The following is a 26,570-nucleotide window of genomic DNA, read 5'->3' on the forward strand; positions in this document are numbered from 1 at the left end:
GGCGGGCTGCCGCAACGGCGGCCCGGCCCGTTTCACCCGGACCCGGGAAGCCCGAGGTTCTGGTAGATCTCCGTCGTCACCGTGGAGAAGTTCATGGTCATGAAATGCAGCCCGGGAACTCCCTCGGAGAGCAGGCGTCGGCACATTCCGGTGGCGTGATCGATACCGATCGACCGGACGGCCTTCGGGTTGTCCTGCTGCTTCAGCATGCTTTCGGAAAGCTCGTCGGGAATGGCGGCGGTGGTCAGTGCCGGAATCCTCCGAAGTGACCGGATACTGGTCACCGGCATGATCTCCGGAATGACCGGAACGGTGCAGCCGGCCGATTCCAGTCGATCCCGGAAACGGAGGTAGCTGTCCACGTCGAAGAACATCTGGGTGATGGCGTAGTCGGCTCCCGCCCGGCACTTCTCGATGAAGTGCCTGATCTCGAAATCCCAGTCGGGGGACCTCGGGTGCAGGTCCGGGAAGGCGGCCACACCGACGCAGAAGTCGCCGGACTCCTTGATCAGCCGCACCAGGTCGGCGGCGTACTCCACTCCGTCGGGGTGGCGGTGCCAGGTGCCCAGCGGATCGCCCGGCGGGTCGCCGCGTAGCGCCAGGATGTTGCGAACTCCCTGGTCAGCGTAGTGGCCGAGAATGTTCCGCAGTTCGGCGACGCTGTGGCCGACCGCGGTCAGGTGGGCGGTCGGCGTGAGGGTGGTCTCCTGCGCGATGCGGCCGGTGACGTTCACCGTCCGCTCCCGTGTCGACCCGCCGGCACCGTAGGTCACGGAGACGAAGGTGGGGGACAGCGCTTCCAGGCGCCGGATCGCATTCCACAGGCCGACCTCCGCTTCGGCGCTCCGGGGCGGCATGAATTCGAACGAATAGGAAAGCCTGCCGGTCGCGAGGAGTTCGCGGATGGAGGTCGCCCGATCCGTCCGCGTGGAGGGAATTCCGAGTGTCATGGCAGGAGGTTAACCAGCCGGGCTCGCGGTAGTCCTCAGGTGTCCACTCTGTGATACGAATTCTCTCGGTGGTACGAGTTGGGAGACGGGTGGGGCGGGCGGCACAATGGGCGCATGAAAAGACCTTCGCAGGTATTGTCGGGACTGCCCGGATGGGATCGGTGCGCGGTGATGGGAGTCGTGAACGTGACCCCCGACTCGTTCTCGGACGGCGGCCGCTGGCTGGACCCGGGGCGCGCGGTGGACCGTGGACTGCTGCTGGCCGAGCAGGGCGCGGACATCGTGGACGTCGGCGGGGAGTCGACCCGGCCGGGAGCGACCAGGGTGTCCGAGGAGGAGGAACTGCGCCGGGTCCTGCCGGTGGTGCGTTCGCTCACCGACAAGGGCGTCCTGGTCAGCATCGACACGATGCGGGCCCGGGTCGCCGAAGCGGCGGTGGAGGCTGGCGCCCGGATCATCAACGACGTCAGCGGGGGCCGGGCCGACGCGGGCATGGCCCGCGCCGCGGCCAGGGCCGGAGTGCCCTTCGTCGTCATGCACTGGCGCGGGCAGTCCGCCCACATGGACGAGCTGGCCGCGTACGAGGACGTCGCGGCCGAGGTGATCCGCGAGGTCGCACGGCAGATGGACGCGGTGGTGTCGGCCGGGGTCGACCCCGCCCAGGTCATCGTGGACCCGGGCCTCGGCTTCGCCAAACGCCGGCAGGACGACTGGGCGCTGCTGGCGTCACTGGACGCCTGGCGCGTACTGGGGCGCCCGCTCCTGGTGGCGGCCTCGCGCAAGCGCTTCCTGGGCGAGCTGCTGGCCGACCCGCGGACGGGCGAGGCCCGTCCGGCCCGTGAACGCGACGCGGCCACCGCGGCGGCCAGCGTCCTGGCCGCCGCGCAGGGCGCGTGGGCGGTGCGGGTGCACGAGGTCCGTGACACCGCCGACGCCGTCCGGGTCGAGGCCGCGATCCGAACCAACCGGGTCTGAGAGAGGAAGTGCGGGCCATGCCACGTCCGACCGGGCGGAAGATCTACGCCCACGCCAAGCTGCGCCGACTGCGCCGCGAGCACGGCATGAACCAGGTCGAGCTGGCGCGCGAGCTCGGCATCTCGACCAGCTACCTCAACCAGATCGAGCACAGCCAGCGCCCGCTGACCGCCGCCGTGCTGCTGCGGATCGCCGAGGTGCTCGGGGTCGACCCGGAGTTCTTCTCCGAGGCCGAGGAGGAACGCCTCGGCACCGACCTGCGCACCGCGCTCGCGGACGAGGCCTGTGGCGGAGCCGTGCCGACGGAGGAGATCGCGGAGGTGAGCCGGAACCACCCGGAGGTGGCACGGGCCCTGGTCGCGCTGCACCGCGGCTACCGCGAGGCGCTCGCGCGGGTCGTCGACCTCGGTGAGCCCGGCACCGGGGCGGGCATCCGCCCGGCCGAACCCCATGACGAGGTCAGGGACTTCTTCTACACCCATCACAACCACATCGCCGCCCTGGACGAGGCGGCGGAGCGGACCGCGCGGTGCCTGGCGACGACGACCGCGGGCCGCACCGCCGCCGCGCTGGCCGCCCGCCTCGGCGAGCGGCACGGGGTGCGGGTGCTGGACGCCGACCACCGGCGGCCCGGCGACCTGCGGCGCTACGATCCGGCGGCCGGCACGCTGCGGCTCTCACCGTGGCTGGCCGGCGGCCGGCGTGCCTTCCAACTCGCCACCCAACTGGCCCTGCTGGAGCACCGGCCGCTGCTCGACACGCTCGTGGCGGCGGCCGGGCCCGGCCTCACCTCACCCCAGGCCGCCGACCTGGCCAGGATCGGCCTGGCCAACTACTTCGCCGGCGCCCTGCTGATGCCGTACACCGCCTTCCACACGGCCGCCGAGGAGCTTCGGTACGACATCGAGCTGCTCCAGGCCCGCTTCGGGGTCGGGTTCGAGACGGTCTGCCACCGGCTGAGCACCCTCCAGCGTCCGGGCCGACGCGGCGTCCCGTTCTCCTTCCTGCGCGCCGACCGGGCGGGCAACATCTCCAAGCGCCAGTCCGCGACCGACTTCCACTTCTCCCGCCTGGGCGGCACCTGCCCGCTCTGGACGGTCTACGAGGCCTTCTCCGCGCCCGGCCGGATCCTCACCCAGGTCGCCGAGATGCCGGACGGGAAGCGCTACTTCTGGATCGCCCGCACCGTCTCCCACGGCGGCTTCGGGCACCGCGCACCGCGCAGCGAGTTCGCCGTCGCGCTCGGCTGCGAGCTGCGCCACGCCCACCGCCTCGTCTACGCCGAGGGCGTCGCGCTCGACGCTCCGGGAGCGGCGACCCCGATCGGGCTGGGCTGCCGGATCTGCGAGCGCCGCGACTGCGTCCAGCGTGCCCGCCCGCCGGCGGGCGGGCGCCTGGCGGTCGAGCCGGACCGCCGCAGCCGCGTTCCCTACGCCGTGCTCGGTGACAGCCCCGGCACCGGGCGCTGGCCGGGGCCGTCGTAGCAGGCGAGCGGGCGGATCAGGGAGTTGTGGGCGAGCTGTTCGGTGATGTGGGCGGTCCAGCCGGTGATGCGGCTCATCACGAAGACGGGTGTGAAGACGGGGGTGTCGAAGCCCATCAGGTGGTAGGCGAGGCCGGCGGGGTAGTCGAGGTTGGGGTGGATGCCCTTGCGTTCCAGCATCGCCTCGCGCAGTGCGGCGTGCAGGGCGGCCAGCCGGGCCGTCCGGGGGTCGGCGCTGCGGGCCACCAGGGCGTCCAGGGCGGCCTGCATGATCGGGACGCGGGAGTCGCCGTGCTGGTAGACGCGGTGGCCGAAGCCCATGATCTTCCGCTTGGCGGCGAGTGCCTCGTCGAGCCACTGCGCGGCCCGGGCGGTGTCGCCGATCTCCTCCAGCATGTGCATCACGGCCTCGTTGGCGCCGCCGTGCAGGGGGCCCTTGAGTGCGCCGATCGCGGCGGTGACGGCGCTGTAGAGGTCGGAGAGGGTGGAGGTGACGACGCGGGCGGTGAAGGTGGAGGCGTTGAAGCTGTGCTCGGCGTACAGCACGAGGGAGATCTCGAAGCAGCGGACCACCTCCGGGGCGGGCACCGCGCCGAAGCACATGTGGAAGAAGTTCTCCGCGTAGCCGAGCCCGGGGTCCGGCGGGATGGGCGCCAGGCCCCGGCGGCGGCGCTGGTCGGCGGCGACGACGGTGGGCAGTTTCGCCAGCAGGGTGAGGGACTTGGCGAGGTGGGGCGCGGGGCGGCCGTCGTCCTCGGTGGGGTCCTCGGCGCCGAAGAAGCTGACGGCGGTGCGCAGCACGTCCATCGGGTGGCAGGTCTCGGGCAGCTTGGCGAGCAGTTCGGTGGTGGTGCGGTCGAGCGGGCGCAGGGCGGCCTCGAGGGCCCGGAACTCCCGCAGCTGTCCGGGGTCGGGCAGTTCGCCGTGCCACAGCAGGTAGGCGACCTCCTCGAAGGAGCGCTGGGCGGCGAGGTCCTGGACGGGGTAGCCGTGGTAGGTGAGGGAGTTGGTCTCCTGGATGACGGTGGAGATCCCGGTGGTGTCGACGACGACTCCGGCGAGTCCGCGGTGGATCCCGGGCGCGGTGGTGGGCATGGCTGGTCTCCGATGCGGGGTCAGGCACCGGGCGGGAGGGTGAAGTCGAAGACGGCGGTGTCGAAGGCCGCGTACTGCTCGTAGCCGAGGAGCTCGTACAGCCGGGAGCGGGTCTGCATGCGCGGCAGCAGCGACTCCTGGGTGCCCTCGGAGGCGAGGGTGCGCAGGCCGTCCTCCACCGCGCCCATGGCCAGGCGCAGCAGGGTGACGGGGTAGAGCGCGATCTCGTACCCGAGGTCCTGGAGGGTGCGGGCGTCGAGCAGCGGGGACTTGCCGAACTCGGTCATGTTGGCGAGTAGCGGGACGTCGACGGCCTTGCGGAAGGCCTCGAACTCGGCCTCGTCGGCGAGGGCTTCGGGGAAGATCGCGTCGGCTCCGGCGTCGACGTAGGCCTTGGCCCGGTCGATCGCCGCGCGCAGTCCCTCGACGGAGCGGGCGTCGGTGCGGGCCATCAGCAGGAAGTCGGGGTCGCGGCGGGCGTCGACGGCGGCCCGCAGGCGGCGGGTCATGTCCTCGCGGGGGACGACCGCCTTGCCGTCGAGGTGGCCGCAGCGCTTGGGGTTGACCTGGTCCTCCAGGTGCAGGCCGGCGAGGCCGGCGTCCTCCATCAGCTGGACGGTGCGGGCGGCGTTCATGGGTTCGCCGAAGCCGGTGTCGGCGTCGATCAGCACCGGGAGGTCGGTGACCCGGGTGGTCTGCTGGGCGCGGGCGGCGACCTCGGTGGCGGTGGTGAGGCCGATGTCGGGCAGGCCGAGGTCGGCGGCGAGGACGGCGCCGGAGAGGTAGGCGGCCTCGAAGCCGAGGTCCTGGATGAGCCGGGCGGAGAGCGGGTTGAGCGCGCCGGGCATCGTCAACAGCCGCCCGGTGGCGAGGCGTTCGCGCAGGGCGCGGCGGCGCTGGGCGGGGGTGGTGCGGGTGTGCAGCATCAGAACAGGCCCTTCGGGAGGAGTGCGTCGAACGCGCGCACGGCCGCGGTGTCGACGGCCGGGAAGAGCTCGTCCAGGTCCGCGGCCTTCAGCTCGGCGAGGTCTGCGGCGGCTGCCAGGAAGCGGTCCTGGTCGGCGGGGGAGACGATGCCCTCGGCCAGGGTGCGGAACTTCCGCTCGTACGCGGGGCGGTCGAAGGGGCGCGCGCCGGCCGGGTGGGCGTCGGCGACGGCCAGCTCGTCCTGGATCACCGTGCCGTCGTCCCGGGTGATCACCACACGCCCGCCGAAGGCCCGCCGGGCCGGGTCGGGGTCGTGGTAGCGGGCGGTCCACTCCGGGTCCTCGACCGTGGTGATCTTCTGCCAGAGCGCCACGGTCTCCGGGCGTTGGGCCCGTTCGGGGGCGTAGGAGCGCTCGTGGTGCCAGGCGCCGTCCTCCAGGGCGACGGCGAGGATGTACGGGATCGAGTGGTCGAGGGTCTCCCGGCTGGCGCGCGGGTCGTACTTCTGCGGGTCGCCCGAGCCGGAGCCGATGACGTGGTGGGTGTGGTGGCTGGTGTGCAGGACGACCGAGCGGACGCCGTCCAGCGGCCCGGTCCTCTCGCGCAGCCGCCGGGCCAGGTCGATGATCGCCTGGGCCTGGTACTCGGCGGAGTGCTCCTTGGTGTAGGTGTCCAGGATCGCCCGCCTCGGCTCGCCGGGCGCGGGCAGCGGCACGGTGTAGTCGGACCGCGGGCCGTCGAGCAGCCAGGCGAGGAAGCCGTCCTCACCCTCGTAGACGGGGGACGGGGAGGTCTCGCCGCGCATCGCCCGGTCCACCGCCTCGATCGCGGCCTTGCCGGCGAAGGCGGGGGCGAAGGCCTTCCAGCTGGAGATCTCGCCCTTGCGGGACTGCCGGGTGGCCGTGGTGGTGTGCACGGCCTGCTGCACCGCCTGGTACACCGTCTCGGTCGGCAGCCGCAGCAGCGCCCCGAGCCCGCAGGCGGTGGCCGCGCTCAGGTGCGCGACGTGGTCGATCCGGTGGGCGTGCAGGCAGATGCCCCGCACCAGTGCGACGTGGACCTCGTAGGCGGCGACGATGCCGCGCAGCAGGTCGGCCCCGTTGCGGCCGGTGTGCTGGGCGACGGCCAGCAGCGGCGGGATGTTGTCGCCGGGGTGGGAGTAGTCGGCGGCGAGGTAGGTGTCGTGGAAGTCCAGCTCGCGCACCGCCGTCCCGTTGGCCCAGGCCGCCCACTCCGGTGAGACCCGGGCCAGGCTGCCGAACACCCGGGCGCCCGGCGCGCCGCGGTGGGCGAGCGCCTGGGCGCGGGCCACCGTCACGGGCCGGCGCAGCAGCGACGCGACGGCCACCGCCGCGTTGTCGATCACCCGGTTGACGGCCATGCCCGCGCCGGCCGGGTCCAGCTCCTCGGTGCCGGTGGCGACGGCGGCCAGCTTCCAGGCGAGCTGCTCCTCACGCGGCAGCCGGTCGGCACTGGGGTGGACGCGGACGTGGTGCTCGATCACGGGACTCCTCGGGGGCGCTCGATGGCTCTCGGTCTTGCATGACCGAGCCTGCTCGTCGGACGGCCGATGATCCAGCATGCCAATCGGTGGAATCCGTACGGCGGATTCCTGCGAACCTGCGAAACCTGCGAACCCCGCCGGGGAACCGGCTCCTCCACTTCTCCCGCACCGGCGGCACCTGCCCGCTGTGGAACGTCTACGAATCCTTCGCCGCCCCCGGCCGGGTCCACGTCCAGGTCGCCGCCATGCCCGACGGCCGGCGCTACCTCTGGACCGCCCGCGCCGTCACCCGCTCACCCGGCGGCTGGGGCCGCCCCGGCAAGACCTTCGCCATCGGCCTCGGCTGCGAACTCCGCCACGCCGCACGGCTCGTGTACTCGGCGGGACTGGACCTCGGCGACGTGGCGGCTGCCACCCCGATCGGGCTCGGCTGCAAGGTGTGCGAACGCCCGGCGTGCCCGCAGCGCGCCGCGCCCGCCATCGGCCGGCCGCTGGCGCTCGACGAGCACACCAGCACCTTCATCCCGTACCCCGCGCTGCCCGATCCCCGGAACTGAACGCCGCCGGCCGACGTACCGGTCCGGCCGTCCGAGCCCGACGCCCCTCCGTCCGAGCCCGACGCCCGGCGGTGCACCCCCGGTGGGCTTCGCGCGGGCACCGCCCGACCCGCCCCGGGAATCCTGCGGTTGCCCGGAACTTCCCGGACGTCCGGCCCGACTTCTGGGCCGGGCGCCGTCGCCGACAGCGTCCGGCAGAGCACACCCCTTCACCCCAGGAGCGCGAGCATGTGCGGGATCACCGGCTGGGTGTCCTTCCACCAGTCCTTCCACCAGGACATCGGCCACGGGGCCGCCTCCGTCATCCAGGCGATGACCGACACCATGGCCCTGCGCGGACCCGACGCCGGCGGGGTCTGGCTCGGCCGCCACGCCGCGCTCGGCCACCGCCGCCTCGCCGTCATCGACATCGAGGGCGGCACCCAGCCCATGACCGACCGCCCCGAACACCCGCAGGTGGTGCTCACCTACAGCGGCGAGGTCTACAACCACCACCGGCTGAGATCCGAACTCGCCGCCAGGGGCCACCGGTTCGAGACACGGAGCGACACCGAGGTGGTCCTGCGCGCCTACCAGGAGTGGGGAGACGCCCTGGTCGACCACCTGGAGGGCATGTACGCCTTCGCCGTCTGGGACGACCGCGAGCAGCGCCTGCTGCTGGTCCGCGACCGGCTCGGGGTCAAGCCGCTGTTCTGGGCCGAAACCGACGGCGGCCTCGCCTTCGGCTCCGAACCCAAGGCCCTGTTCGCCCACCCCGAGGTGACCCCCACCGTGGACGCCGACGGCCTGCGCGAGGCCTACAGCCTCCTGTTCAACACCGGCCCCACCGTCTGGGCCGGCGTCCGCGAGGTGCACCCCGGCAGCATGCTCGTCCTCGACCGCGACGGCATCCGCGAACGGCGCTACTGGGAGCTGACCGCCCGCCCGCACACCGACGACCCGCAGACCACCACCGAGCTGATCGGTGGCCTGGTCGACCGCGCCGCCCGTACCCAGCTGGAGGCCGACGTCCCGCTGTGCAGCCTGCTCTCGGGCGGCCTCGACTCCACCGTCGTCACCGCCCTGATCGCCGACGAACTCCGGCTCCGCGAAGGGCCGCAGGCCACGCTGCGCTCCTACGCCGTCGACTACAGCGACCAGGCCGAACAGTTCACCGGCGACGTGCTGCGTACCGGCCACGACACCCCCTTCGCCGCCGAGGCCGGCGCGTTCATCGGCACCCGGCACTCCACCGTCGTCCTCGACCCCCGTGCCCTGCTCGACCCGGACAACCGGCGCGCCGTGGTCGTCGCCCGGGACTCGCCGATCGGCGTCGGCGACATGGATACCTCGCTCTACCTGCTGTTCGGAGAGATCCGCAAGCACTCCACCGTCGCCCTCTCCGGCGAGGCCGCCGACGAGGTCTTCGGAGGCTACCCGTGGTTCCACCACCCGAAGGCGCTCGCCGCTCGCGCCTTCCCCTGGCTCCTGGTGACCGGGGACCAGGCCGCCATGCCGCTCCACCCCGACCTCGCCGCCCGGCTGCGCATCCCCGAGTTCCGCGCCGACACCTACCGCACCGCCGTGGCCGCCGTCCCCCGCCTCGACTCCGAGAGCGCCGCCGAACACCGCCTGCGCGAGATGCAGCACCTCTCGCTCACCCGCTGGCTGCGCCAACTCCTGCACCGCAAGGACCGCCTCTCCATGGCCCAGGGCCTGGAGGTGCGCGTGCCCTACTGCGACCACCGCCTCGTCGAGTACGCCTTCAACACCCCCTGGGCGATGAAGAACCACGACGGCCGGGAGAAGAGCCTGCTGCGCGACCTCGGCCGGGGCATCGCCCCCGACTCGGTGCTGTGGCGGCCGAAGAACCACTACCCGGCCACCCACCACCCCGACTACAACGCAGGTCTACAGCGGCTGGCCCGCGAGGCGCTGGACGCACCGCACGTACGGGACATCGCCGACGAGACGGTCGTCGGGGCGGCCATCGACACGCCTGCCGAGCAGTTGCCGTGGGGCCACCGGCTCCGCCTGGAGCGGGTCGTCGACCTCGCGCTGTGGCTCGACCACCACCGCCCCGCCCTGGCCTTCTGACCTCGCGGCCTCGCCGAGGGTGTCGGGGTTACTTGCCGGCGGCTGTCATGGAGGTGACGGCGTCGGCGGTGGTGGCGCGGTAGTTGCCCAGGTGGGGGTTGAGGACGCGGGTGTCGCTGGTGAGTGGGAAGTTGTGGGTGGCGGCGAGGGGCATGTTGGTGTCGTCCTGGTCGGCGAGGACGTTGAGTTCGTTGATGTCGGGGGTGGTGCCGGTGGTGGCGCCGCCGGGGTTGAGGTCGATGACGGCGTAGGCGTTCTGGCCGGCGGGGACGGGGAAGCGCTGGGTGCCGCTGGCGAGTACGGGCCGGATGTTGTTGCTCTGGTCGCGGGCGGTGGAGTTGCCGAGGTTGACGCCGGGGGAGGAGCTGAGGCTGCAGGCCTTGGTGCCGGTGTTGTGGACTTCGATGACCCGCTGGCTGGGTGTTCCGGGGCGTGTGGTGACGTGGATGGAGAGGTTGTTGATGTCGCAGGGGGTGGCGTCGGTGGGGGCGGGTGCGTTGCCGGTGCCGGGTCGGGTGCTGGTGGAGGGGCTGGTGCCGGACGGTGTGTGGGGTGCGCCCGTGGGGGTGTGCGAGGCCGGGCCCGTGGTCGGGGCGGTCGGTGCCCCGGTTGCGGGGGCCGCGCCGGTGGGGGCGGGTGTGACGGCCGCGGTGGTGGGGGAGGCCTTCGGGCCGGCGGCCGGGTCGGTGTTGTCGGGCCCGCAGGCGGTCAGGACGAGTCCGGCGCCGACGGCGAGGACGGCGGTGACGAGCAGCGGGCGACGGCGGCGGACGGACATGGTGGCTCCCCGATGACGGTGCGTGCTGGCTTGCTGGACACCCACCATGACGGTCGGTCAGTGGCTTTCGGTGGCACGTGTGGCGTCACAATCGCCAGGACATCCCGAGGACCGGACTGTGACAATCGGCCAGGCGCAACACCATTGACACCGCGAGCCCCGGGCTCACCACTTCGCTCGCCTTCAGCCCCGCAGCCCCGCAGCCGGGCCTCCCCGTTTCCTGGCCGGAACCGGGCCGGGGAGGCCGGGGGCGTCAGCGCTGGGAGGTCAGGGGCGCGTAGGCGTCGGGGCGGCGGGTGGTGTTGAAGGGGAAGAGTTCGAGCCAGTCGTGGCGCTGGTCGAGGTCGAGGTCGGCGACCAGGACGGCGGCCTCGTCGCGCGGTGCCCGGGCGAGCACGCGGCCGTACGGGTCGACGATGAACGAGCTGCCGTAGAAGGTGAGTTCGCCTTCGGTGCCGATGCGGTTGGGGACGACCATGAAGGTGGCGTTGGCGATGGCGTTGCCGGTGATGACCTGCTGCCACAGCGGCTGGGTGTCGAAGCCGGGGTGGCCCGGCTCGGAGCCGATGGCGGTCGGGTAGACGAGCACGTCGGCGCCGGCGAGGGAGTAGGCGCGGGCGAGCTCGGGGAACCACTGGTCCCAGCAGGTCGGCAGGCCGACGGCGGCGTCGCCCACCTCGGCGAGGGGGAAGGCGTCCTCGCCGGCCGGGCCCTGGCGGAACCAGGTGTCCTCGTAGTAGCCCTCGGTCACGGGGATGTGCAGCTTGCGGGTGCGCTGCACCAGGGTGCCGTCGGGGGCGACGAGGATCGCGGTGTTGTAGCCGAGGCCGTCGGGGCCGTCCGGCCCGTCGGCCTTCTCGAAGAGCGAGGCGTGCACGTGGATGCCGTGCTCGCGGGCGGCGGCCGCGGCGAACGCGAAGGTCGGGCCGGTGCGCAGGTCCTCGGGCTCGACGGCCTGCGGGTGGTCGGACTGGCGCAGCACGGCGAAGTACGGGGAGAGCGTGAGCTCCTGGAGGGCGACGAGGGCGGCGCCCTGTTCGGCGGCGAGGCGGATTCCCTCCAGCAGGCCGGCCCGGTGCTGCTCGGGGTCCGCGTGCCAGCGCTGCTGGACGAGGGCGACCCGCAGGGCGGCGCGCCGGGGCGCGCGGGTGCGGGCCGGGGACGCGGGCGGGTTCAGGGCGGTGATCAGGCGCATGGCGGGTCCTCGGGTCATCTCGGGTCATGGTGTCGGGAGCAGCGGCCGAAGCTGTGCCGGAACGTTCCGGCACGGATGACCCTAAGCCTTGCCGGAACGTTCCGGCAAGGGGGTTCGAGGAGCATGGCAGGCGCCCGGACCACGGGTGGCCTCCGGTTCTGCGTCTAGACTTCCGGGCTGTGACCAGCCGATCCGTGACCCTGTTCGACGTGGCCCGGGCGGCCGGGGTGTCCAAGAGCACCGCCTCCGACGCCCTCCTCGGATCCGGCCGGGTGGCCGAGGCGACGCGTGAACGCGTCCAGGCCGCGGCCCGAGAGCTCGGCTACCGGCCGAACTCGGCGGCGCGCAGCCTGCGCCGCTCCAGCACCGGGGCAGTGGGCCTGTACCTGCCGCGCACGGCGACCCGCCTCGACTACTACATGAAGCTGGCGTTCGGCGCCGTCGAGCGAGCCCGCGAGGACGGCCTCGACGTGGTGCTGCTGGCCCCCGGGAAGGCGGCGGAGGGCGGGCTGGCCGCCCGGGTCGACGGGCTGATGGTCATCGATCCGGAGGTCGACGACCCGGCCGTGCCCGGTCTGCTGGCCGCCGGCGTACCCGTGGTCACCGGGGAGCGCTACCTCGGAGGCGGGGCCGCACCCAGCGGATCGGTGGTGTGCGACAACGCCACCTCGCTCGCCGCGCTGCTGGACCACCTCGCGCACCGCGGCGCACGCCGCCCGGCACTGCTGGCCCCCGGCCCGGGATCCGACTGGGCGGCCGCCCTGCGGGCCGCCGCCGCCGACTGGACCGGGCGCCACGGCGTCGAGGTCGCCGTGCGAACGGTCCCGTTCGCGGCCACGCCGACCGAGGCCGAGGCCGCCACCACGGACCTGCTCGCCGGCACCCCGGGCCTGGACGCCGTGGTCTGCGCCCCCGACGGCGCGGTGCCCGGCGTGCTGGCAGCCGTGGCCCGGGCAGGCCTGCGGGCCGGAACCGAGGTGCTGGTGGCCGCCTGCGTCGACGGCGCCGCGGCACGCGGGTCGAGCCCGCAGGTGACGGCGGTGGACCTGCGCGCGGCGGAGTACGGCCGCGAATGCGCGGCCCTGCTCAGCGACCTGCTGTCGGGCGCGGCGGAACCGGGCGTGGTACGGACCCACGCCTGGGAACTCCGCGTCCGGGCTTCCACCGCCGGTCGCGGCTGACACCGACCCGAACGGACACCGACCCGAACGGACACCGACCGCGGCCCCGGACGACGACCGGGCGTCCTCGTCTCCGGGGTCGAGGGCGAATGCATTCGTTCGGGTGGATTGGCACCGATAGCGGCAGGTGGGGCGCGGTCCGGCCGCCATGATGCCGTCACGGAACGACCACCCGTTGGGAGCGCTCACCATGACGACGCAAGGCCGGACCACCACCGAGTCCGGCGACGAACCACTGGACCTGGCGGATCAGGAGCTGGTCCGCGATCCGTTCACCTCCTACGCGCACATCCGCGAACGCGAGCACCTGGTGCGGGGCTGCGTCCGAGGCGTCGACCCCATGTGGGTGGCGACCCGCCACGACGACATCCGCACGATCATGAGCGATCCCGACTTCACCATCGACGCCGCGACCGTCCCCGGCGCGAAGGTGGCCCACCGCACCGAACAGACCTGGCAGGCCCGCGGCATGTACGCGGGCTACGAGAAGTACCTGCGCGCCGGGATCTTCGACTCGGACGGCTCCGACCACCGCCGTCTGCGCGGCCTGGTCGCCGCCGCGTTCTCCCCGCGCCGCGTGGCCGCGCTGCGCCCCCGGATCGAAGCCATCGCCGCCGACCTGCTCGACCGCCTGCCGGACCACGCCGAGGACGGCGTCGTCGACCTGATCGGACACTTCGCCCGACCGCTGCCCATCACCGTCATCTGCGAACTCATCGCCGTCCCCGAAGCCGACCGCGACCGCTGGCGGAGTCGCAGCGCCACCCTGGCCGCCGGCACCTGCGGCGAGGAACTGGGCGACGCGCTCGCCGGCATGGTCGCCGACGCCCACCTCCTCGTCGGCCTCCACACCGCCGACCCGGGCGACGACCTCATCTCCGAACTGCTCGCGCCCCACCACGACGACCGCCTGAGCACCGACGAGCTCGTCTCGCTCATCACCAACCTGGTCGTCGCCGGGCACATCACCACCGTCAACCTCATCGCCAACAGCACCGAAGCGCTCCTCGCCCACCCCGACCAGCTCGCCCTGCTGCGCGAGGACCCCGCCCTCATGCCGCACGCCGTCGATGAACTCATGCGCTACTGCGGGCCCGTCGTGCGCGCGCTGCCCCGTTACGCCACCCGCGACACCACCGTCGGCGCCACCCCGGTGTGCGCCGGAGAAGCCGTCCTCCCGATCGTGTCCGCGGCCAACCGCGACCCCGCCGCCTTCGCCGACCCCGACCGCCTCGACCTCGGCCGCACCCGCCACAGCAAGGAGCCCCACCTCGGCTTCGGGCACGGCGCGCACCGCTGCCTGGGCGCGCACCTCGCCCAGGAGGAGGCCGCCGTCGCCCTGGCCGCGCTGTTCAGCCGGGTACCCGACCTGCAACTCGCCGTCGACCCGGAGCACCTGCAGCGCGGCACCAACCCGCTCAACTGGCACCTGAAGACCCTCCCCGTACGCCTCCAACCCCCGAGCCACACGGCGCCGGCCAGGAACGAGGCACACCCGGCCTAGCTGGCAGAGAACGGCAAGGGCAACGCGCGCAGTGTCCCCGAGCAAGGCGCGGAGGTGAGTGGCCGGGAAGTACTCGCACATGACGGAATGTCGAACGCCCGGGCGGCCGCGAGAGACTGTCCGGGCACCTACCGCGACCCGCTGACCCACCGAAAGCCGGCTGACTTCCATGGACTTGACCACCGACGGGATCGACAGCCTCCTCGCGCGCTACATGCACGGGGACGGCGGCGCCCTGGAGGACCTGGTGGCTGCCGGACCGGTGAGCCTTCGCCGACTCCTCGACGTGTTCGCGGGCCGGGCGGAGAAGAGCTGGGACCTGGCGGAGATCGTGAGCCGCGACCGGGACGAGTACCGGCGCCCCGCCTCGCTGCAGGTACTCCTGGCGGAGGCTCTCCCGGACGGGTTGTTCGACGCGCTGGCGGACGACCCCTCGCTCGAATCGCTGCTGGCCCGTGAGACGTTCGCACATGTCAGGGACCCGCGGACGGTGCCGTTCCTGGAGCGCCAACTTCGGTCCGGTAGCACGGAGTTCCGTCGCCGGGCGTTGCTCGGCCTGGCAGAGAACGGGTCCGCTGAACACACGGAGGCCGTCGTCGGGTGCCTGGTGGACCCTGCGATGCGGTCCGAGGCGGTGGAGACGCTGGCCCGGCTGGGCGATGCCCGCGCGGTCGGGCCGTTGCTGCGTGAGCACCTCGCGGGCGACTCCGACTTTGCCCGGCGCGCCGGAACGGCTCTGGACCTGGTCGAGCAGCGCATCGGCGGGCCGCCGACGCCCCCGGTCTGGCGCGAGCTCGGGCCGGTGGAGTTCGTGGTGACGCCCAAGATGGGCGTCCCGTGGTGTGTGACAGAGGTCCTGGTGGTGCCCGGACAGACGGTCCGGGGAGGCGAACTCATGGCCGCCATGGAGAACGACGCGCTGAGCAACGACCTGATCGCCGACTGGCCCGGCACGGTGACGGAGGTCCGGATCGCGGTGGACGACGAACTGCCCGAGGAGATCGTCGCCTTTGTCGTGCAGAGTCGCAGGCGGGTCGGGTAACGGGAGTGACGATCCGGCAGTGCGGCCCGGGAGCCTTCGCCCGCCGCTGTCGGACCCCGCCGCTAAGGTCGGTCCCATGACCGATCGGACGACCTACGCACCCCTGATCCTCTCCGCCTACGACCACGAGCCGGAGTCCTACTACCTGATGCTCACCGACGACGCCATGGTCGCCGTCGAGGACGAGTTCGAGGCCTGCGGCCAGTACGGCAACGGGTACGGCTGGGCGGGCGTCGCCCGGGCCGCGGTGCTCGCGCACGCGCCTGAGGTGTCGGAGCGGCTGACCTACGATCCCGAGGCGGGGATGTTCATCGCCCGCAGTCGGGACCTGGACGCTCTGCAACGCCTCGCCGCGCTCCTGAGCCAGGCGTTCCACGACCGCGCCCGGCTCGCCGAGTTGATACGCGGCGTCGATCCGGACGACTTCGACTGACTGTCGGCCGGGCGCCTCCCGGCCTGCCGCGGGGTGGGGGACGACCCGCGCGCCGGGCGGCACCCGTACGGCGGCTGCGGCTGACACGTTCGGTCCGCCTGCACCGGAAGCCGTCGGCGACGTCGCGGAGCCGACGCGACAGCGGTTGCGGCGATGGCGAAACGGGATCGTGGAGGGACCGGTGTACGGGGCGCGCGGGCCAACAGCCGGCTACGGCTTGCGGGCCAGTGCGCAGGAGATCAGCTGTTCCCACACCGTCGGAGCGGGCCTGTCCACGCCGTTCCCGGTGCCGTCGTCGTCCGGCGCGGGGTCCGGCCGCCACAGGGAGCAGGGGACCAGGCCCGGTTCGAGGAGCTCAAGGCCGTCGAACAGGCCGGTGATCTCCTCGTCGGTGCGCCAGCGGCCGCGGCCGAAACTGCTCTGCAGCTTCTGCTCCATGAGCCGGGTCTCCTCGTTCCCGCCGGAGCGGAAGTGGGAGATGTAGACCTGACTGCCTGACGGCACCCGGTCCACCCACCAGCGCGCAAGCTCGGCGGGGCGTTCGGCATCGGTGAGGTGGTGCAGCACGGCGCTGAAGACGACGCCCACCGGCTCGTCGAAGTCGATCAACTCCTGTAGGCCGGGGTCGTGGTAGAGCTCCTCCGGCGCGCGCAGGTCCGCCCGGATCACGGTGGTGCGGTCGTCGGCGGCCAGCAGGGCCCGGCTGTGCGCGACCACGACCGGGTCGTGGTCGACGTAGACGACGCGCGTGTCCGCACGGTGCCGCTGGGCGACCTGGTGCACGTTGTCGGCGGTGGGCAGACCGCTGCCCATGTCGACGAACTGGGAGACGCCGTCGCGGGCCATGGCCGCCACGGCGCGAATGAGGGCCCTGCGATTGGCGAAGGCCATCGCCCGCGACCCGGGCAGGTCCTTGATGAAGAAGTCGCCGATCTCGCGGTCGACGGCGTAGTTGTCCTTGCCGCCGAGCAGATAGTCGTAGACCCGGGCGATGCTCGGCTTCGACTGATCATCCTCTGTGCTGCGATCGGTCACGGCAGCCGACTCCCCGTCCCTCGGAACAGTGCGGCCTCAAGCCTAGGGTGTGCCTTCCCACCCCCGCCTGCGCGCCGACGCCGGTGCGCCGGGCGTTCGTGCGTTTGGGGGGCACAGCGCGTGGCGTGTCCTGGAGGCGCCCTGACCGTGCGTCTTACTGGGGAGCGGCTGCTGGGACCGGCGGCCTCTGGACCGCCGCCCCAGCAGAGGAGAGCACAGTGGCGCAGAGCAGGGCAGCCCTCGATCTCATTCCTTCGTGGAGCCGCGTTCCGAGGGTTGACGTCGCGCCGGCCCGGGATCCGGAGGCGGTGCGAGATCCGGAGGCGGTGGGGCTGCCGGTGGTCCAAGGGGCGGTGGCGGTGCCGGCGTGGATCGGGCTGGGCCCGGGGGCCGTGGAGGCCGCCGGGATGACGGGGGCGGCGGGCCGGGTGCTGCTGGTGCCCCGGGAGGACGGGCCGGACGTCGTGCTCTACGGGACGGGGCCGGAGGGTGCGGCAGGTCCCGATGTGCTGAGGGACGCCGGGGCGGCCGTGGCGCTCGCGGTGCCGGGCCGTTCGCGGCTGGCCGTCGTGGTGCCGTCCGGGGCGGGTGCGACGCCGGCGGAGGCGGCGCAGGCGTTGGTGGAGGGGGTGCTGCTGGCCCGTTACGGCTTCGATCCGCTCAAGCGCGAGCCGTCCGGCACGGCGCTGGAGACTGTCACGGTCGTGGCGGGTTCGGATTCGGACTCGCGCGAGGCCGTCGAGCAGGGCGCAGAGCGCGGGGTGTGGCTGGCCCGCGCGACGATGCTGGCCCGGGACCTGGCCAGCGCGCCGCCCAGCCTGCTGACCGCGCCGGACCTGGCCGAGGTCGCGGTGCGGCTCGGCGCGCAGTGCGGCCTGAAGGTGGAGGTGTTCGGGCAGCGGGAGCTGGAGGAGCTGGGCTGCGGCGGCCTGCTGGGCGTGAACCGGGGCGGCGTGGACGAAGCCCGCATGGTCAAGCTCACCTACCTGCCCTCCGGCGCCGGTGACGGGACGCCCCGGCTGGCCCTGGTGGGCAAGGGCATCACGTACGACTCCGGGGGCATCAGCCTCAAGCCCGCCGACGCGGTGCACGCGACGATGAAGAACGACATGTCCGGTGCAGGGGCGATCCTGGCGGCCCTGTGTGTCCTGGCCGGGCTCGGCTGCCGGACGGCCGTGACGGGCTACCTGATGTGCACGGACAACATGCCCTCGGGCTCGGCGCTCAAGCTGGGCGACGTGCTGTGGATGCGCGGCGGCACGAGCGTGGAGGTGGTCAACGCCGACGCGGAGGGCCGCCTGGTCATGGCGGACGCCCTGGTCCTGGCCGGCGAGGAGCCGGGGGACGCGATCGTGGACATCGCCACCCTGACCGGCGCGTGTCTGCGGGCGCTCGGCGCCGAGACCGCGGGCGTGTTCGGCAACGCCCAGCCGCTGGTCGACCAGGTCCTGGACGCCGCCGCCCGCACCGGCGAGCCGGCCTGGCAGCTGCCGCTGTCGCGGCGCTACCGGCCGGAGCTGGACTCGGAGGTGGCGGACCTGAAGAACATGGGGGGCCCCAACGGCGGGGCGATCCATGCCGCGCTGTTCCTGGAGGAGTTCGTCGCCGGCCGCCCCTGGGCGCACATCGACATCGCCGGGCCGGCCCAGAACGACAAGCCGAGCGGCTGGCGCACCAAGGGCTGCACCGGCTTCGGCGCGCGCCTGCTCGCAGAGCTCGCGCTGGCCTTCACCCCTCCGTCGACGGCCGCGCGGACCGACTCCACCCGCTCGATCAGTGAGGAGGCCGGCCGGTGAGCGCCCTCGCCCACGCCCAGGCCGACGGCCCGCAGGACAAGAGCGCCACCGCCTCCGGGAACGGAAAGTCCGGCGGAGGGTCGGGGCGCGTCCTGGACGCCATCGAGAAGATCGGGAACAAGGTCCCGCACCCGGCCATCATCTTCCTGCTGCTGTGCGTCCTGGTGATCGTGCTGTCGGCGGTCCTGGCCGCGTTCGACGTCCACGTCACCGGCGAGACGGTCAAGTCCGTTCCCTACCCGGCCACGCAGGTCCACGAGGGCGGCACCGAGTACGCGGGCACCCACCTGCCGCCGGAGTCGACGTACACCCACCACTACGAGACCGTCGTCGAGACGACGAAGGTCGAGAGCCTGCTGTCCGGCGACGGCGTCCGGTTCCTGTTCACCTCCGCGGCGCACAACTTCAACGACTTCGGCGTCGTCGCGGTCATCCTCGTCATCATGGTCGGCGTCGGGCTCGCGGAGGAGGCCGGACTGATCGCGGCCCTGATCCGACGCCTGGTCAGGATCTCACCACCGGAGACCCTCACCGCGATCATCGTCTTCGCCGGCATCCTGTCCAGCATCGCCTCCGACGCCGGCTACCTCGTCCTCATCCCGCTGGGAGCGGTCGCCTTCATCAGCGCCGGGCGCCACCCGCTCGCCGGGATCGCCGCGGCCTTCGGCGGGGTCAGCGCGGCCTTCAGCGTCAACCTGCTCATCGCCCCGATCGACGGCATCATGACCGAGATCACCAACCAGGCGATCAGGCTCGTCAACCCCGGGCAGTCCCTCAACCTGACCGCGAACTACTACTTCGCGATCGGCTCCACCCTGTTCCTCACCATCGTCATCACCTTCATCACCGAACGCATCATCGAACCCCGCCTGGGCCCCTGGCAGCCGCGGGACACCGCCGCCGTCGCGGACAGCGAGGAGCCCCCCGTCGACACCGCGGCCGAGGCCCGGGGGCTGCGCTACGCCGGCCTCTCGCTGATCGCGCTCGTGGTGGCCGTCACGCTGCTCGCGTTCATCCCCGGCGCGCCGCTGCGCAACCCGGAAACGGGGAGCCTGTTCGAGGACTCGCCGTTCATGGACGGCCTGATCGTCATCATCATGATCGCGTTCCTGGTGATGGGCCTGGCCTTCGGCGCGGGCGCGAGGACCCTGCGCGGCAGCGCCGCCGCGATGGACGCGATCACCAAGACCTTCGCCGGGCTCGGCGGCCTGATCTTCCTGCTGCTGATCATCGCCCAGTTCATCTCGTACTTCAATTACAGCAACATCGCCACGGTGGTCGCCGTGCAGCTCGCCGACCAGCTGGAGAGCGCGAACATCGGTGCGATCTGGCTCCTGATCGCCTTCATCCTGCTGACCTACGTCATCAACCTGATCATCCCCGGGATCATCCCCAAGTGGGCGATCTTCGCGCCGATCTTCGTGCCCCTGTTCATCCGCCTCGGCGTCGCGCCGCAGACCGTGCTGGCCGCCTACCGGGTCGGCGACTCCCCGACGAACGTCGTCACCCCGCTGATGGTCTACCTGCCGTTCATCGTCCTGCAGTGCCAGAAGTTCAGGAAGCAGGCCGGTGTCGGCACCGTCATCTCCCTGATGATCCCCTACACGGTCATCGTGGCGGTGGCCTGGCTGCTGTTCTTCGTCGCCTGGTACGCCATCGGCATCCCGATGGGGCCGGGCGCACCCGTCAAACTGTGAACCTGTGCTTGCCGGTGCTCACTCGGCTCTCTCGGCCGGGGTGTCGCTCCGGTCTGCGGACGGCCTTCGGACCAGGCCCGCGGGGTCGACGAAGCGCACCGTCGTCCGGGCCCGGAGGCCGGCGGCGCAGTCGGCCAGCAGCCTGCGGGCGATCGGGCGCACGGCGGTGACGTGGGAGAGGTCGACCGTGACCAGCGGCCGGGGCTGATCGCGGGCCAGGCGACGGACGCAGTGGACGATCTCCTCGGCGGCGGCGAAACCGAGGTCGCCCAACAGCTCCAGGTGGTGCGCGCCGTGGTCGGTGCGCACCGCCTGGAGCGGTGAGCGCGCACGCTCGGTGTGCCGCAGGACGTGCAGGCCCAGTTCGGCGGACAGCTCCCGCAGGACGGCGCTCGCGCGGACGCTGTTGCCCCGAGGGTCCAGCGGGGGGCTGAACACGCCGACGCCGAACTGGCCGGGGCCCACGGCGCAGACCCCTCCGCCGACGCCGCTCTTGGCCGGCAGGCCCACCCTCAGCATCCATTCCCCGCTGTGGTCGTACATGCCGCAGGTGGCCATGACCGACAGCGTCGCGCTCGCCGCGTCGGCGTCCACGACGCGGCGCCCGGTCACCGGGTTGCGCCCGCCGTTGGCCAGCGTGGCGCCCATGACGGCCAGGTCGACGGCGGTGACCTCGATCGCGCACTGGCGGAAGTACACGTCGCAGGCCTGCTGGGCCGGGCGCTCCAGCACGCCCTGGGAGAGCGTGAGGTAGGCCAGCGCCCGGTTGCGGTCCCCGGTGGCGGCCTCGGACCGGTAGACGTCCTCGTCGACCGTCAGCCGGCGGCCTGCGAAGCCCGACAGGGTGTCGCGGATCCGTTCGAACGCGGCCTCGCAGTCGCCGCCGATCAGCGCGGTCGTCACGATCGCCCCGGCGTTGATCAGTGGGTTCGCCGGGCGCCCGGTGCCGGCCTCCAGGCTGATCGCGTTGAACGGCTCCCCGCTCGGCTCGAACCCGACCCTCCTGGCCACCTCCGCCAGGCCCAGCTCCGACAGTGCCAGCGAGTACACGAAGGGCTTCGAGACCGACTGGATCGTGAAGGCGGTCGACGCGTCACCGGCCTGATAGGTGTGGCCCTGGACGCTGACCATGGCGAGGCCGAAGGCGTGCGGGTCGGCGCGGGCGAGTTCGGGGATGTAGCGGGCGACGTCACCGGCGGTATCGGCGCGGTGCCGTTCGACGAGTTCGGCGAGCACCGCCGCCACGGGCTCCATCACCGCACCACGGCGGCGCAGCGCGCGGGCCCGGTCGGGCCCTGCCCCCGTGCGGGCGCCGTCCGGCGGAGGGGGTTCACGAGGTGAGGAGGCGTTGCTTGGCCGCCGTGAACTCGTCGTCGGTCAGCATCCCGCTCTGCCGCAGTTCGACGAGGCGTTCGAGCTGGGCGAGCGTCTGGTCGTTCGGCGCGGCGCCCGGCACGGCCTGAGACGCGGGTGCGGGCGACGGCGGTGCCGGGGCCGCCTGCGCGGTTGCCTGCTGGTGCCGGGCGGCGACCCTGCTCGACACGGACGTGGCGGTCCCGGCGATGACGGCGGTGCGGGCGGCGGTGCCGATGAGCCCCGGGCGCCCGCTGCGCGACAGACGACGGCCGATCATGACAGCTCCTTCTCGGAGTCCGGCTCCCCTTTTGGAGTCCGATCTTTCAGAGACCGATCGCGGCGAGGTCGGCCGCCACCACGGTGTGCGGCACGTGCTCGCGCGTGACCAGGACCCCGTCCGCGTCGTCGAGTGCCCGCAGCAGCGGCGTGGCCCAGCGGTGCTCCCAGACGATGATCGCCGCCGAGCACCCCGCCGGGATCTCGTCGCAGACGCTGGCCAGGTCCTCGTCGCTCAGCAGGCCCATGATCTCGCCGTCCAGTTCGGCGAACACGGCGGCTTCGTCGCTGTCCAGGGCATCGAGTTCGAGGACGCGGACCGTCCCCCGCTCGTCCCTCTTGATGAAGGTGAGGTCGAGGATGCGGATGATCCCCTCGGAGGTCAGGCGCTTGAGCTCCGGCAGGATCGCCCCCCGGAACCGGTTGCCTGGGAAGGCCATGACGGCGTACTCGACCGGCCCGACGTCCATGGCGCCACGCCCCTTCCGCATCGCGTCCCGCCCGTACCCTCATCCTCCGCCGCCCCGAGCGCCGCCGCGACCGCGCGGACGGCTCACCCGTACTGATGACGTACTGAGGGCGCGCTGTTGACGAGTGGAACCGGATCGCCGGGGGCCGCACCACCGCCTCCGGCGATCCGCCGTACCACCGGGACCTGCGGAAAGCCGCCGCAGACGGGTGAGCGCGGGCGGCCCGCCGGGGCGTGGGCGAGGGGCGGAAACGGGCGCCCGGCCGCAACGGGGAGCGGTACCGTCGGGCGGTGACCCGACCGGCCGACGAACCCTGCGACCGGACCTGCCGCGCACCCGCCGCGGCCGTGTGAGAAGGAGTCCCGTGTCATCGCCTTGTGACCCCCGATACGCCGCCGTCGGCGATGTGAGCACCGCGCTCATGATGATCGACTCCCGGCTCAAGGCCGTCTACGACGGTAGGACCGGGACGGACCCCGTACAGCAGCGGCTGGTCGACGAGTTCGCCGCATCCGTGGGCCCCGAAGAGTTCAACGCGCTGCTGGACGGCGCGTGCACGCTCATCTACCTGTTCATGAACTGGCTGCGGTCGGCCTGCGAGGAGCACGACAAGGACGTCATCGAGCACGTGGTGCCCACCCTCGTGGCCACGATGCGGATGATGCCCAGGACCTTCCGCCCCGAGGTCATCCCCACCATGGCCGGCCTGGTGATCGCCGCGGGCAGCGGCCTGAGCCCCAACCTGTGGCGCGCGCAGTACGGGCCCTGGACCGACGCCGAGATGAACCCCCTGGAAGCCACGGCCACCCTGCTCGCGGAGCACGTCAACCGGGTGTCCGGCGACGACCACGACTTCGCCACCCGCCTGATCACCGACGCCCTGTCCAAGCTGGACCAGGACTGAGGCGCCACCGCGTGCCCTCGACCACCGGGTCGAGGGCCGGTCATCCGGTCATCCGGTGATCGCGGAGAGCCGCCGTCGCGGTGTCACGACTGCTCCCCCGCCCGCAGTTCGGTGGCGATCTGGCGCCGGCCGGCGACCAGCGTCTCCAGCACCACCCCGAGGCCGACCAGCAGGGCCAGGCCCGCGGTGGGCAGCAGCACCGGCATCAGCGCGGGGGTGACGACCTCCCCGACCCTGGCACCGACCAGGGTCGAGATGTCGAACGCGCCGCCCAGCAGGGCGACCGCCGCCACCGCGACCAGCCCGCCGCCGACGGCCGCCACCAGGGTCCGCGGCAGCGCCTCGGCGACGATCAGCGCCAGCCCCTGGCGGGGCCGCAGGCCCATGGTGCGCAGCCGGGCGAGCACGGCCGTGCGGTCGGGCGCGGCCCGGAACAGCGTCAGCAGCACCGCGAGCAGGGCGAACCCGGCGCCGGCGGCACCCGAGTACCGGAACAGCCGCCCGGCGGCGTGCTGCAGCGGGTCGTCGCCGAGCTCGGCGACGGTCTCCCGGCTGCTGTGCACCGTGTATCCCGCGGGCAGACCGCGGACGGCCTTGCCGACGGCCGCGGCGTCGTCCGCGATCATCTTGGCCAGGCCGGTCGGCTGGACCCCGCCGTTGTCCCGCAGTGCCGTCCTGACCCCTTCGGGGTCGATCTCGCCGACGGCGAACCACTGGTTCACCCGCTTGGCGTCCGGCAGTCGCTCCCAGGCGGGGCCGGCGGGAACGACGGCGAACGGCTTGCCCGGGTCCGGCAGGGCGGGGGTGGCGCCGATGGTCCCGGCGACGGCGAGGCGCAGGTCGTTGCCGTTGGGCGTGCGCACCTGGGACGACCCTGCGGCCAGGCGCTCGGCCAGGTCGCGGCTGACCAGCGCGGGCACCGGGGTGTCCCGGCCGCCGGCCGCCCCGGCCAGCTTCGCCGGATCGAACTCGCCGGCCCCGAGGGTCCGGGCGATCTCGGCGTACGCCGCCGGATCGACCACCATGATCAGGTAGGCCTCGGTGTAGCGCTGGTCGGCGCCGACGATGCGGGCGTTGGGCTCGACCCAGACCGCGGTCGAGGCCCGCACGCCCGGCAGGGCGTCGGCGGCCTTGGTGAACGACTCGGACAGGGTGGCGTAGCCCGGGAGGGAGACGCCGATGTCCCCGCCCGTGGCGATGCGCGCGGCGCGGGTCCGGGCGTGATCGACGGTGTCGAGCACGGTGGCGCCGAAGCCGGTCGTGGTGACGGCGATGACCAGGGCGAGCAGCGGCAGCGCGGAGGGCCTGCGGCGGCCCGAGTCGTCGCGGGCGGCGCGGGCCAGGCCGAGGAAGCCGATCAGGCCGCGGCCCCGGCCGACGAGGGCGGCCAGCCGGCCGACCACCACCGGCTCGATCCGGGCCAGCAGCAGGCCGCCGGTGACGGCGAGCAGGAGCGGGGCGGCCACCAGCAGTGGATCCGGCCCGGAGCCGGTGCCGACGCCCCGGTGCCGGACCTCTGCCACGGCCGCGGCGGTGACGGCGAGGACGGCGAGTTCGCCGACCAGTCGGCGTCGGCCGCCGGCCGGCCGCCGGCGTGCCCACAGCAGGGCCGCGCGGGCCGGGAAGGCCAGCAGCGCGATCAGGGCCGCGGCCAGGGCCGCCAGCACCGCGCGGTCCCAGCGGGGGGTGGGCAGCAGCACCAGGGCGAGGGCCGTTCCGAGCACGGTGGCCGGCAGGACGGTGACCGCGCCCTCGGCGATCAGCCGTCGCAGCACCCCGGCACGGGAGCCGCCGCGGGCCTGGAGCAGCCTGATCTCGGCGGTGCGCCGGTCGGTGGTGAGGGCGGCGGCCAGGAACAGCACCACGGTGGCGGCGCCCGCGACGGCGGCCGGGCCGATCGTGCTGAGCGGCAGCGAGGCCTGGTAGCGGTCGTCCGCCCGGTTGAGGATTTCGGGAAGGCCCGAGGAGGTGTGCAGGTCGGGACGCCGGGTCGCGTCGGCCAGGGCGGTGGCGTCGCGCCCGGTCAGGAAGGAGCTGAGGATGCCGCGGGTGCGGTCGAGCTGGTCGGCGTGCAGCGAGGCGGCGTCGACGGGCAGCCGCCAGAAGTTCTCGGCGTTCGAACCCCAGCGGGCCAGCGCGGGCAGGCTGTCGCCGTCGACGAATCCGCTGGTCATCCAGTGCTCGTGCTCGGGGTCGGCCCTCAGGCAGGCGCGGGCCGGGCAGCCGAGCTCCTCCCAGAACGGGTCCTGGGGGTCGTTGACCTGGTAGAGGCCGACCACCACGGTGGTCCGCTTGGCGCCCGAACCCTCGGTGCCGTTGTCGATGACGTCACCGAGCTTGATGTGGATGCTCTCGGCGGCCTTCTCGCTGATCACGATCGGCAGCGGACCGCCGGCGGCGCCGGGGGTCGGCCAGGTGCCGTCGGTGAGGGTGGCCCGGGCGGCCAGGTCGTGCAGGTAGAGCAGGCCGAGGGCCGGGTCGGTCCTCCTTTCCGCGAACCGGTCGTACTCCGGATTGCCCATGCCGCGGTCGCCCAGGGCGCGGGCGCCGTAGGCCTGGCCCGACTGGGTCAGCGTCAGCTGTCGACCGACCATCTCGGTGAGCTGTCGCTGCACCCGGTCGAGTTCGGCGGCCTTGTCGTCGTCCCGCGTCTTGGACGTGGTCTGCAGGCTGGTCTGGTTGAGGCCCTTGTGACCGACGAAGTCCTGGAGCGCCGTGTCCGCGCCCCGGTCCGCGATGCGGGGGAAGGCCGCCGCCAGGAAGACGGCGACGAACGCCAGGGCCGCCATGAGCAGCGCGGCCAGCGGGTTCGCCCGCAGCCTGGTGCGGACCCAGCGCGCGGGGCGGTGGGCGGTCCCGGGAGCGGTCCCGGTGGTGGGCGCGGTGGTGGGTACGGTGGTGCCGGTCCGGGGGGTCACCTCTCCTCCACGTGGCGCAGCCGGGTGGCCACGTCCCGACGGCGGCGTCCGATGAGGAAGGCCGACAGCAGCGGGGCGGCAGCCGCCAGCGGCAGTCGCCCGCGCGGTCGGTGCACGACGAAGCCGAGCATCAGGTTCTCCCCCCGGTCGTATCCCGGCCCACCCATTGGTCCGATCCAGGCACAGATCGGCCGTGGACGGACACCCGCGGGCGCACCGGCGCAGTGATCACCGACATTCGGTCGCCGGATAGCGGACGATGCTGTCAGATTCGCTCCGGGAACGGAAGGGATTTGGGCGAATCAAGTAAGCAAGGGCAAATGCCATGCACACTTCACAATTCTGGTATTGCTGCAATCCTTTGACCGGTGGAAATTCCTTTCCCGAATCTTCTGCTCGGGATCGTGAACCCGTGAGC

At 72.9% G+C, this 26,570-nt stretch carries 22 protein-coding genes and 1 pseudogene; 11 read left to right on the plus strand and 12 right to left on the minus strand.

Annotated features, from left to right (window positions below; genetic code table 11):
- Positions 1–32: 32 nt before the first annotated feature.
- Positions 33–950 (minus strand): methylenetetrahydrofolate reductase [NAD(P)H], encoded by a 918-nt coding sequence (gene metF, locus AC07BF_RS02735; RefSeq protein WP_478332837.1) that lies wholly within the window; start codon positions 948–950, stop codon positions 33–35.
- A gap of 114 nt (positions 951–1,064) precedes the next feature.
- Here metF and folP point away from each other — a divergent pair, with 114 nt between their 5' ends.
- Both folP and AC07BF_RS02745 read left to right on the plus strand, forming a co-directional pair.
- Positions 1,065–1,925, plus strand: coding sequence for a dihydropteroate synthase (folP, locus tag AC07BF_RS02740; RefSeq protein ID WP_363583506.1), 861 nt, complete (start codon positions 1,065–1,067; stop codon positions 1,923–1,925).
- A gap of 17 nt (positions 1,926–1,942) precedes the next feature.
- Positions 1,943–3,409, plus strand: coding sequence for a short-chain fatty acyl-CoA regulator family protein (locus tag AC07BF_RS02745; protein ID WP_478317238.1), 1,467 nt, complete (start codon positions 1,943–1,945; stop codon positions 3,407–3,409).
- On the opposite strand, the gene AC07BF_RS02750 is transcribed toward AC07BF_RS02745, so the two are convergent.
- Genes AC07BF_RS02750 through AC07BF_RS02760 form a run of 3 tightly spaced genes read right to left on the minus strand, consistent with a single transcriptional unit; the run spans position 3,355 to position 6,934 of the window.
- Positions 3,355–4,503: a bifunctional 2-methylcitrate synthase/citrate synthase gene (locus AC07BF_RS02750; RefSeq protein ID WP_478332838.1), complete on the minus strand. Its 1,149-nt coding sequence runs from the start codon at positions 4,501–4,503 to the stop codon at positions 3,355–3,357. The two genes, AC07BF_RS02745 and AC07BF_RS02750, sit on opposite strands and share 55 nt — an antisense overlap.
- Positions 4,504–4,523: 20 nt before the next feature.
- Positions 4,524–5,429 (minus strand): methylisocitrate lyase, encoded by a 906-nt coding sequence (gene prpB / locus AC07BF_RS02755; RefSeq protein WP_478332839.1) that lies wholly within the window; start codon positions 5,427–5,429, stop codon positions 4,524–4,526.
- Positions 5,429–6,934: an MmgE/PrpD family protein gene (locus tag AC07BF_RS02760; RefSeq protein ID WP_478332840.1), complete on the minus strand. Its 1,506-nt coding sequence runs from the start codon at positions 6,932–6,934 to the stop codon at positions 5,429–5,431. The genes prpB and AC07BF_RS02760 overlap by 1 nt, the downstream gene beginning before the upstream one ends.
- Positions 6,935–7,089: 155 nt before the next feature.
- Between AC07BF_RS02760 and AC07BF_RS02765 the strand changes: the two are divergent.
- A pseudogene (locus AC07BF_RS02765) lies at positions 7,090–7,491 on the plus strand (short-chain fatty acyl-CoA regulator family protein); the annotation flags it as partial.
- A 228-nt stretch (positions 7,492–7,719) separates the two neighbouring features.
- Complete coding sequence (gene asnB, locus AC07BF_RS02770; protein WP_363583518.1) at positions 7,720–9,567, plus strand: asparagine synthase (glutamine-hydrolyzing); 1,848 nt, start codon at positions 7,720–7,722, stop codon at positions 9,565–9,567.
- A 28-nt stretch (positions 9,568–9,595) separates the two neighbouring features.
- Here asnB and AC07BF_RS02775 read toward each other — a convergent pair whose 3' ends face one another.
- Positions 9,596–10,345, minus strand: coding sequence for a DUF4232 domain-containing protein (locus AC07BF_RS02775; protein WP_478317242.1), 750 nt, complete (start codon positions 10,343–10,345; stop codon positions 9,596–9,598).
- Positions 10,346–10,598: 253 nt separating this feature from the next.
- Positions 10,599–11,540: a nitrilase-related carbon-nitrogen hydrolase gene (locus AC07BF_RS02780; protein WP_478332883.1), complete on the minus strand. Its 942-nt coding sequence runs from the start codon at positions 11,538–11,540 to the stop codon at positions 10,599–10,601.
- A gap of 179 nt (positions 11,541–11,719) precedes the next feature.
- Here AC07BF_RS02780 and AC07BF_RS02785 point away from each other — a divergent pair, with 179 nt between their 5' ends.
- From AC07BF_RS02785 to AC07BF_RS02800, 4 genes are all read left to right on the plus strand, one after another.
- Positions 11,720–12,721, plus strand: a complete 1,002-nt coding sequence (locus tag AC07BF_RS02785; protein ID WP_363631861.1) for a LacI family DNA-binding transcriptional regulator — start codon at positions 11,720–11,722, stop codon at positions 12,719–12,721.
- Positions 12,722–12,911: 190 nt separating this feature from the next.
- Positions 12,912–14,225, plus strand: a complete 1,314-nt coding sequence (locus AC07BF_RS02790; protein WP_478332841.1) for a cytochrome P450 family protein — start codon at positions 12,912–12,914, stop codon at positions 14,223–14,225.
- A gap of 169 nt (positions 14,226–14,394) precedes the next feature.
- Positions 14,395–15,267 carry a HEAT repeat domain-containing protein gene (locus AC07BF_RS02795; protein ID WP_478332842.1) on the plus strand — a complete coding sequence of 291 codons (873 nt, stop codon included), beginning with the start codon at positions 14,395–14,397 and terminating at the stop codon, positions 15,265–15,267.
- A gap of 76 nt (positions 15,268–15,343) precedes the next feature.
- Positions 15,344–15,700, plus strand: a complete 357-nt coding sequence (locus AC07BF_RS02800; protein ID WP_363586167.1) for an immunity 51 family protein — start codon at positions 15,344–15,346, stop codon at positions 15,698–15,700.
- A 210-nt stretch (positions 15,701–15,910) separates the two neighbouring features.
- Here the strand turns inward: AC07BF_RS02800 and AC07BF_RS02805 are convergent, their stop codons facing one another.
- Positions 15,911–16,735 (minus strand): SAM-dependent methyltransferase, encoded by an 825-nt coding sequence (locus AC07BF_RS02805; protein WP_478332843.1) that lies wholly within the window; start codon positions 16,733–16,735, stop codon positions 15,911–15,913.
- Positions 16,736–17,043: 308 nt separating this feature from the next.
- Here AC07BF_RS02805 and AC07BF_RS02810 point away from each other — a divergent pair, with 308 nt between their 5' ends.
- Positions 17,044–18,531: a leucyl aminopeptidase family protein gene (locus tag AC07BF_RS02810; RefSeq protein WP_478332844.1), complete on the plus strand. Its 1,488-nt coding sequence runs from the start codon at positions 17,044–17,046 to the stop codon at positions 18,529–18,531.
- On the plus strand, positions 18,528–20,228 hold the full coding sequence (locus tag AC07BF_RS02815) for an AbgT family transporter (protein WP_363631859.1): 1,701 nt from the start codon (positions 18,528–18,530) through the stop codon (positions 20,226–20,228). Before AC07BF_RS02810 ends, AC07BF_RS02815 begins: the two co-directional genes overlap by 4 nt.
- 18 nt (positions 20,229–20,246) lie before the next feature.
- Here the strand turns inward: AC07BF_RS02815 and glsA are convergent, their stop codons facing one another.
- The 3 genes from glsA to AC07BF_RS02830 all read right to left on the minus strand — a co-directional run bounded on the left by glsA (position 20,247) and on the right by AC07BF_RS02830 (position 22,330).
- Positions 20,247–21,482: a glutaminase A gene (gene glsA, locus AC07BF_RS02820; protein ID WP_478332845.1), complete on the minus strand. Its 1,236-nt coding sequence runs from the start codon at positions 21,480–21,482 to the stop codon at positions 20,247–20,249.
- Between the two features lie 76 nt (positions 21,483–21,558).
- Positions 21,559–21,861 (minus strand): SHOCT domain-containing protein, encoded by a 303-nt coding sequence (locus tag AC07BF_RS02825; RefSeq protein ID WP_363586172.1) that lies wholly within the window; start codon positions 21,859–21,861, stop codon positions 21,559–21,561.
- Positions 21,862–21,907: 46 nt separating this feature from the next.
- On the minus strand, positions 21,908–22,330 hold the full coding sequence (locus AC07BF_RS02830; protein ID WP_478332846.1) for a DUF6325 family protein: 423 nt from the start codon (positions 22,328–22,330) through the stop codon (positions 21,908–21,910).
- Between the two features lie 364 nt (positions 22,331–22,694).
- On the opposite strand from AC07BF_RS02830, the gene AC07BF_RS02835 reads away from it, so the two are divergent.
- Positions 22,695–23,234, plus strand: coding sequence for a hypothetical protein (locus tag AC07BF_RS02835; RefSeq protein WP_363586174.1), 540 nt, complete (start codon positions 22,695–22,697; stop codon positions 23,232–23,234).
- An 83-nt stretch (positions 23,235–23,317) separates the two neighbouring features.
- On the opposite strand, the gene AC07BF_RS02840 is transcribed toward AC07BF_RS02835, so the two are convergent.
- The gene (locus tag AC07BF_RS02840) at positions 23,318–26,152 is read right to left on the minus strand and encodes a hypothetical protein (RefSeq protein WP_478332847.1); all 2,835 of its coding nucleotides are present in this window, start codon (positions 26,150–26,152) and stop codon (positions 23,318–23,320) included.
- Entirely contained in the window at positions 26,149–26,283 is a 135-nt protein-coding gene (locus AC07BF_RS02845) for a hypothetical protein (protein WP_478332848.1), read from the minus strand. Before AC07BF_RS02845 ends, AC07BF_RS02840 begins: the two co-directional genes overlap by 4 nt.
- Positions 26,284–26,570: the final 287 nt, after the last annotated feature.

Source organism: Kitasatospora sp. NPDC043950, from assembly GCF_056435345.1.

Bases quoted from the DNA above. Each gene is read 5' to 3' on its own strand.
- AC07BF_RS02845 (WP_478332848.1), bottom strand. From the start codon at position 26,283: ATGCTCGGCTTCGTCGTGCACCGACCGCGCGGGCGACTGCCGCTGGCG.
- asnB (WP_363583518.1), top strand. From the start codon at position 7,720: ATGTGCGGGATCACCGGCTGGGTGTCCTTCCACCAGTCCTTCCACCAG.
- AC07BF_RS02800 (WP_363586167.1), top strand. From the start codon at position 15,344: ATGACCGATCGGACGACCTACGCACCCCTGATCCTCTCCGCCTACGAC.
- AC07BF_RS02780 (WP_478332883.1), bottom strand. From the start codon at position 11,540: ATGCGCCTGATCACCGCCCTGAACCCGCCCGCGTCCCCGGCCCGCACC.
- AC07BF_RS02830 (WP_478332846.1), bottom strand. From the start codon at position 22,330: ATGGACGTCGGGCCGGTCGAGTACGCCGTCATGGCCTTCCCAGGCAAC.
- folP (WP_363583506.1), top strand. From the start codon at position 1,065: ATGAAAAGACCTTCGCAGGTATTGTCGGGACTGCCCGGATGGGATCGG.
- AC07BF_RS02745 (WP_478317238.1), top strand. From the start codon at position 1,943: ATGCCACGTCCGACCGGGCGGAAGATCTACGCCCACGCCAAGCTGCGC.
- AC07BF_RS02795 (WP_478332842.1), top strand. From the start codon at position 14,395: ATGGACTTGACCACCGACGGGATCGACAGCCTCCTCGCGCGCTACATG.
- metF (WP_478332837.1), bottom strand. From the start codon at position 950: ATGACACTCGGAATTCCCTCCACGCGGACGGATCGGGCGACCTCCATC.
- AC07BF_RS02775 (WP_478317242.1), bottom strand. From the start codon at position 10,345: ATGTCCGTCCGCCGCCGTCGCCCGCTGCTCGTCACCGCCGTCCTCGCC.
- glsA (WP_478332845.1), bottom strand. From the start codon at position 21,482: ATGGAGCCCGTGGCGGCGGTGCTCGCCGAACTCGTCGAACGGCACCGC.
- AC07BF_RS02825 (WP_363586172.1), bottom strand. From the start codon at position 21,861: ATGATCGGCCGTCGTCTGTCGCGCAGCGGGCGCCCGGGGCTCATCGGC.
- prpB (WP_478332839.1), bottom strand. From the start codon at position 5,429: ATGCTGCACACCCGCACCACCCCCGCCCAGCGCCGCCGCGCCCTGCGC.
- AC07BF_RS02790 (WP_478332841.1), top strand. From the start codon at position 12,912: ATGACGACGCAAGGCCGGACCACCACCGAGTCCGGCGACGAACCACTG.
- AC07BF_RS02750 (WP_478332838.1), bottom strand. From the start codon at position 4,503: ATGCCCACCACCGCGCCCGGGATCCACCGCGGACTCGCCGGAGTCGTC.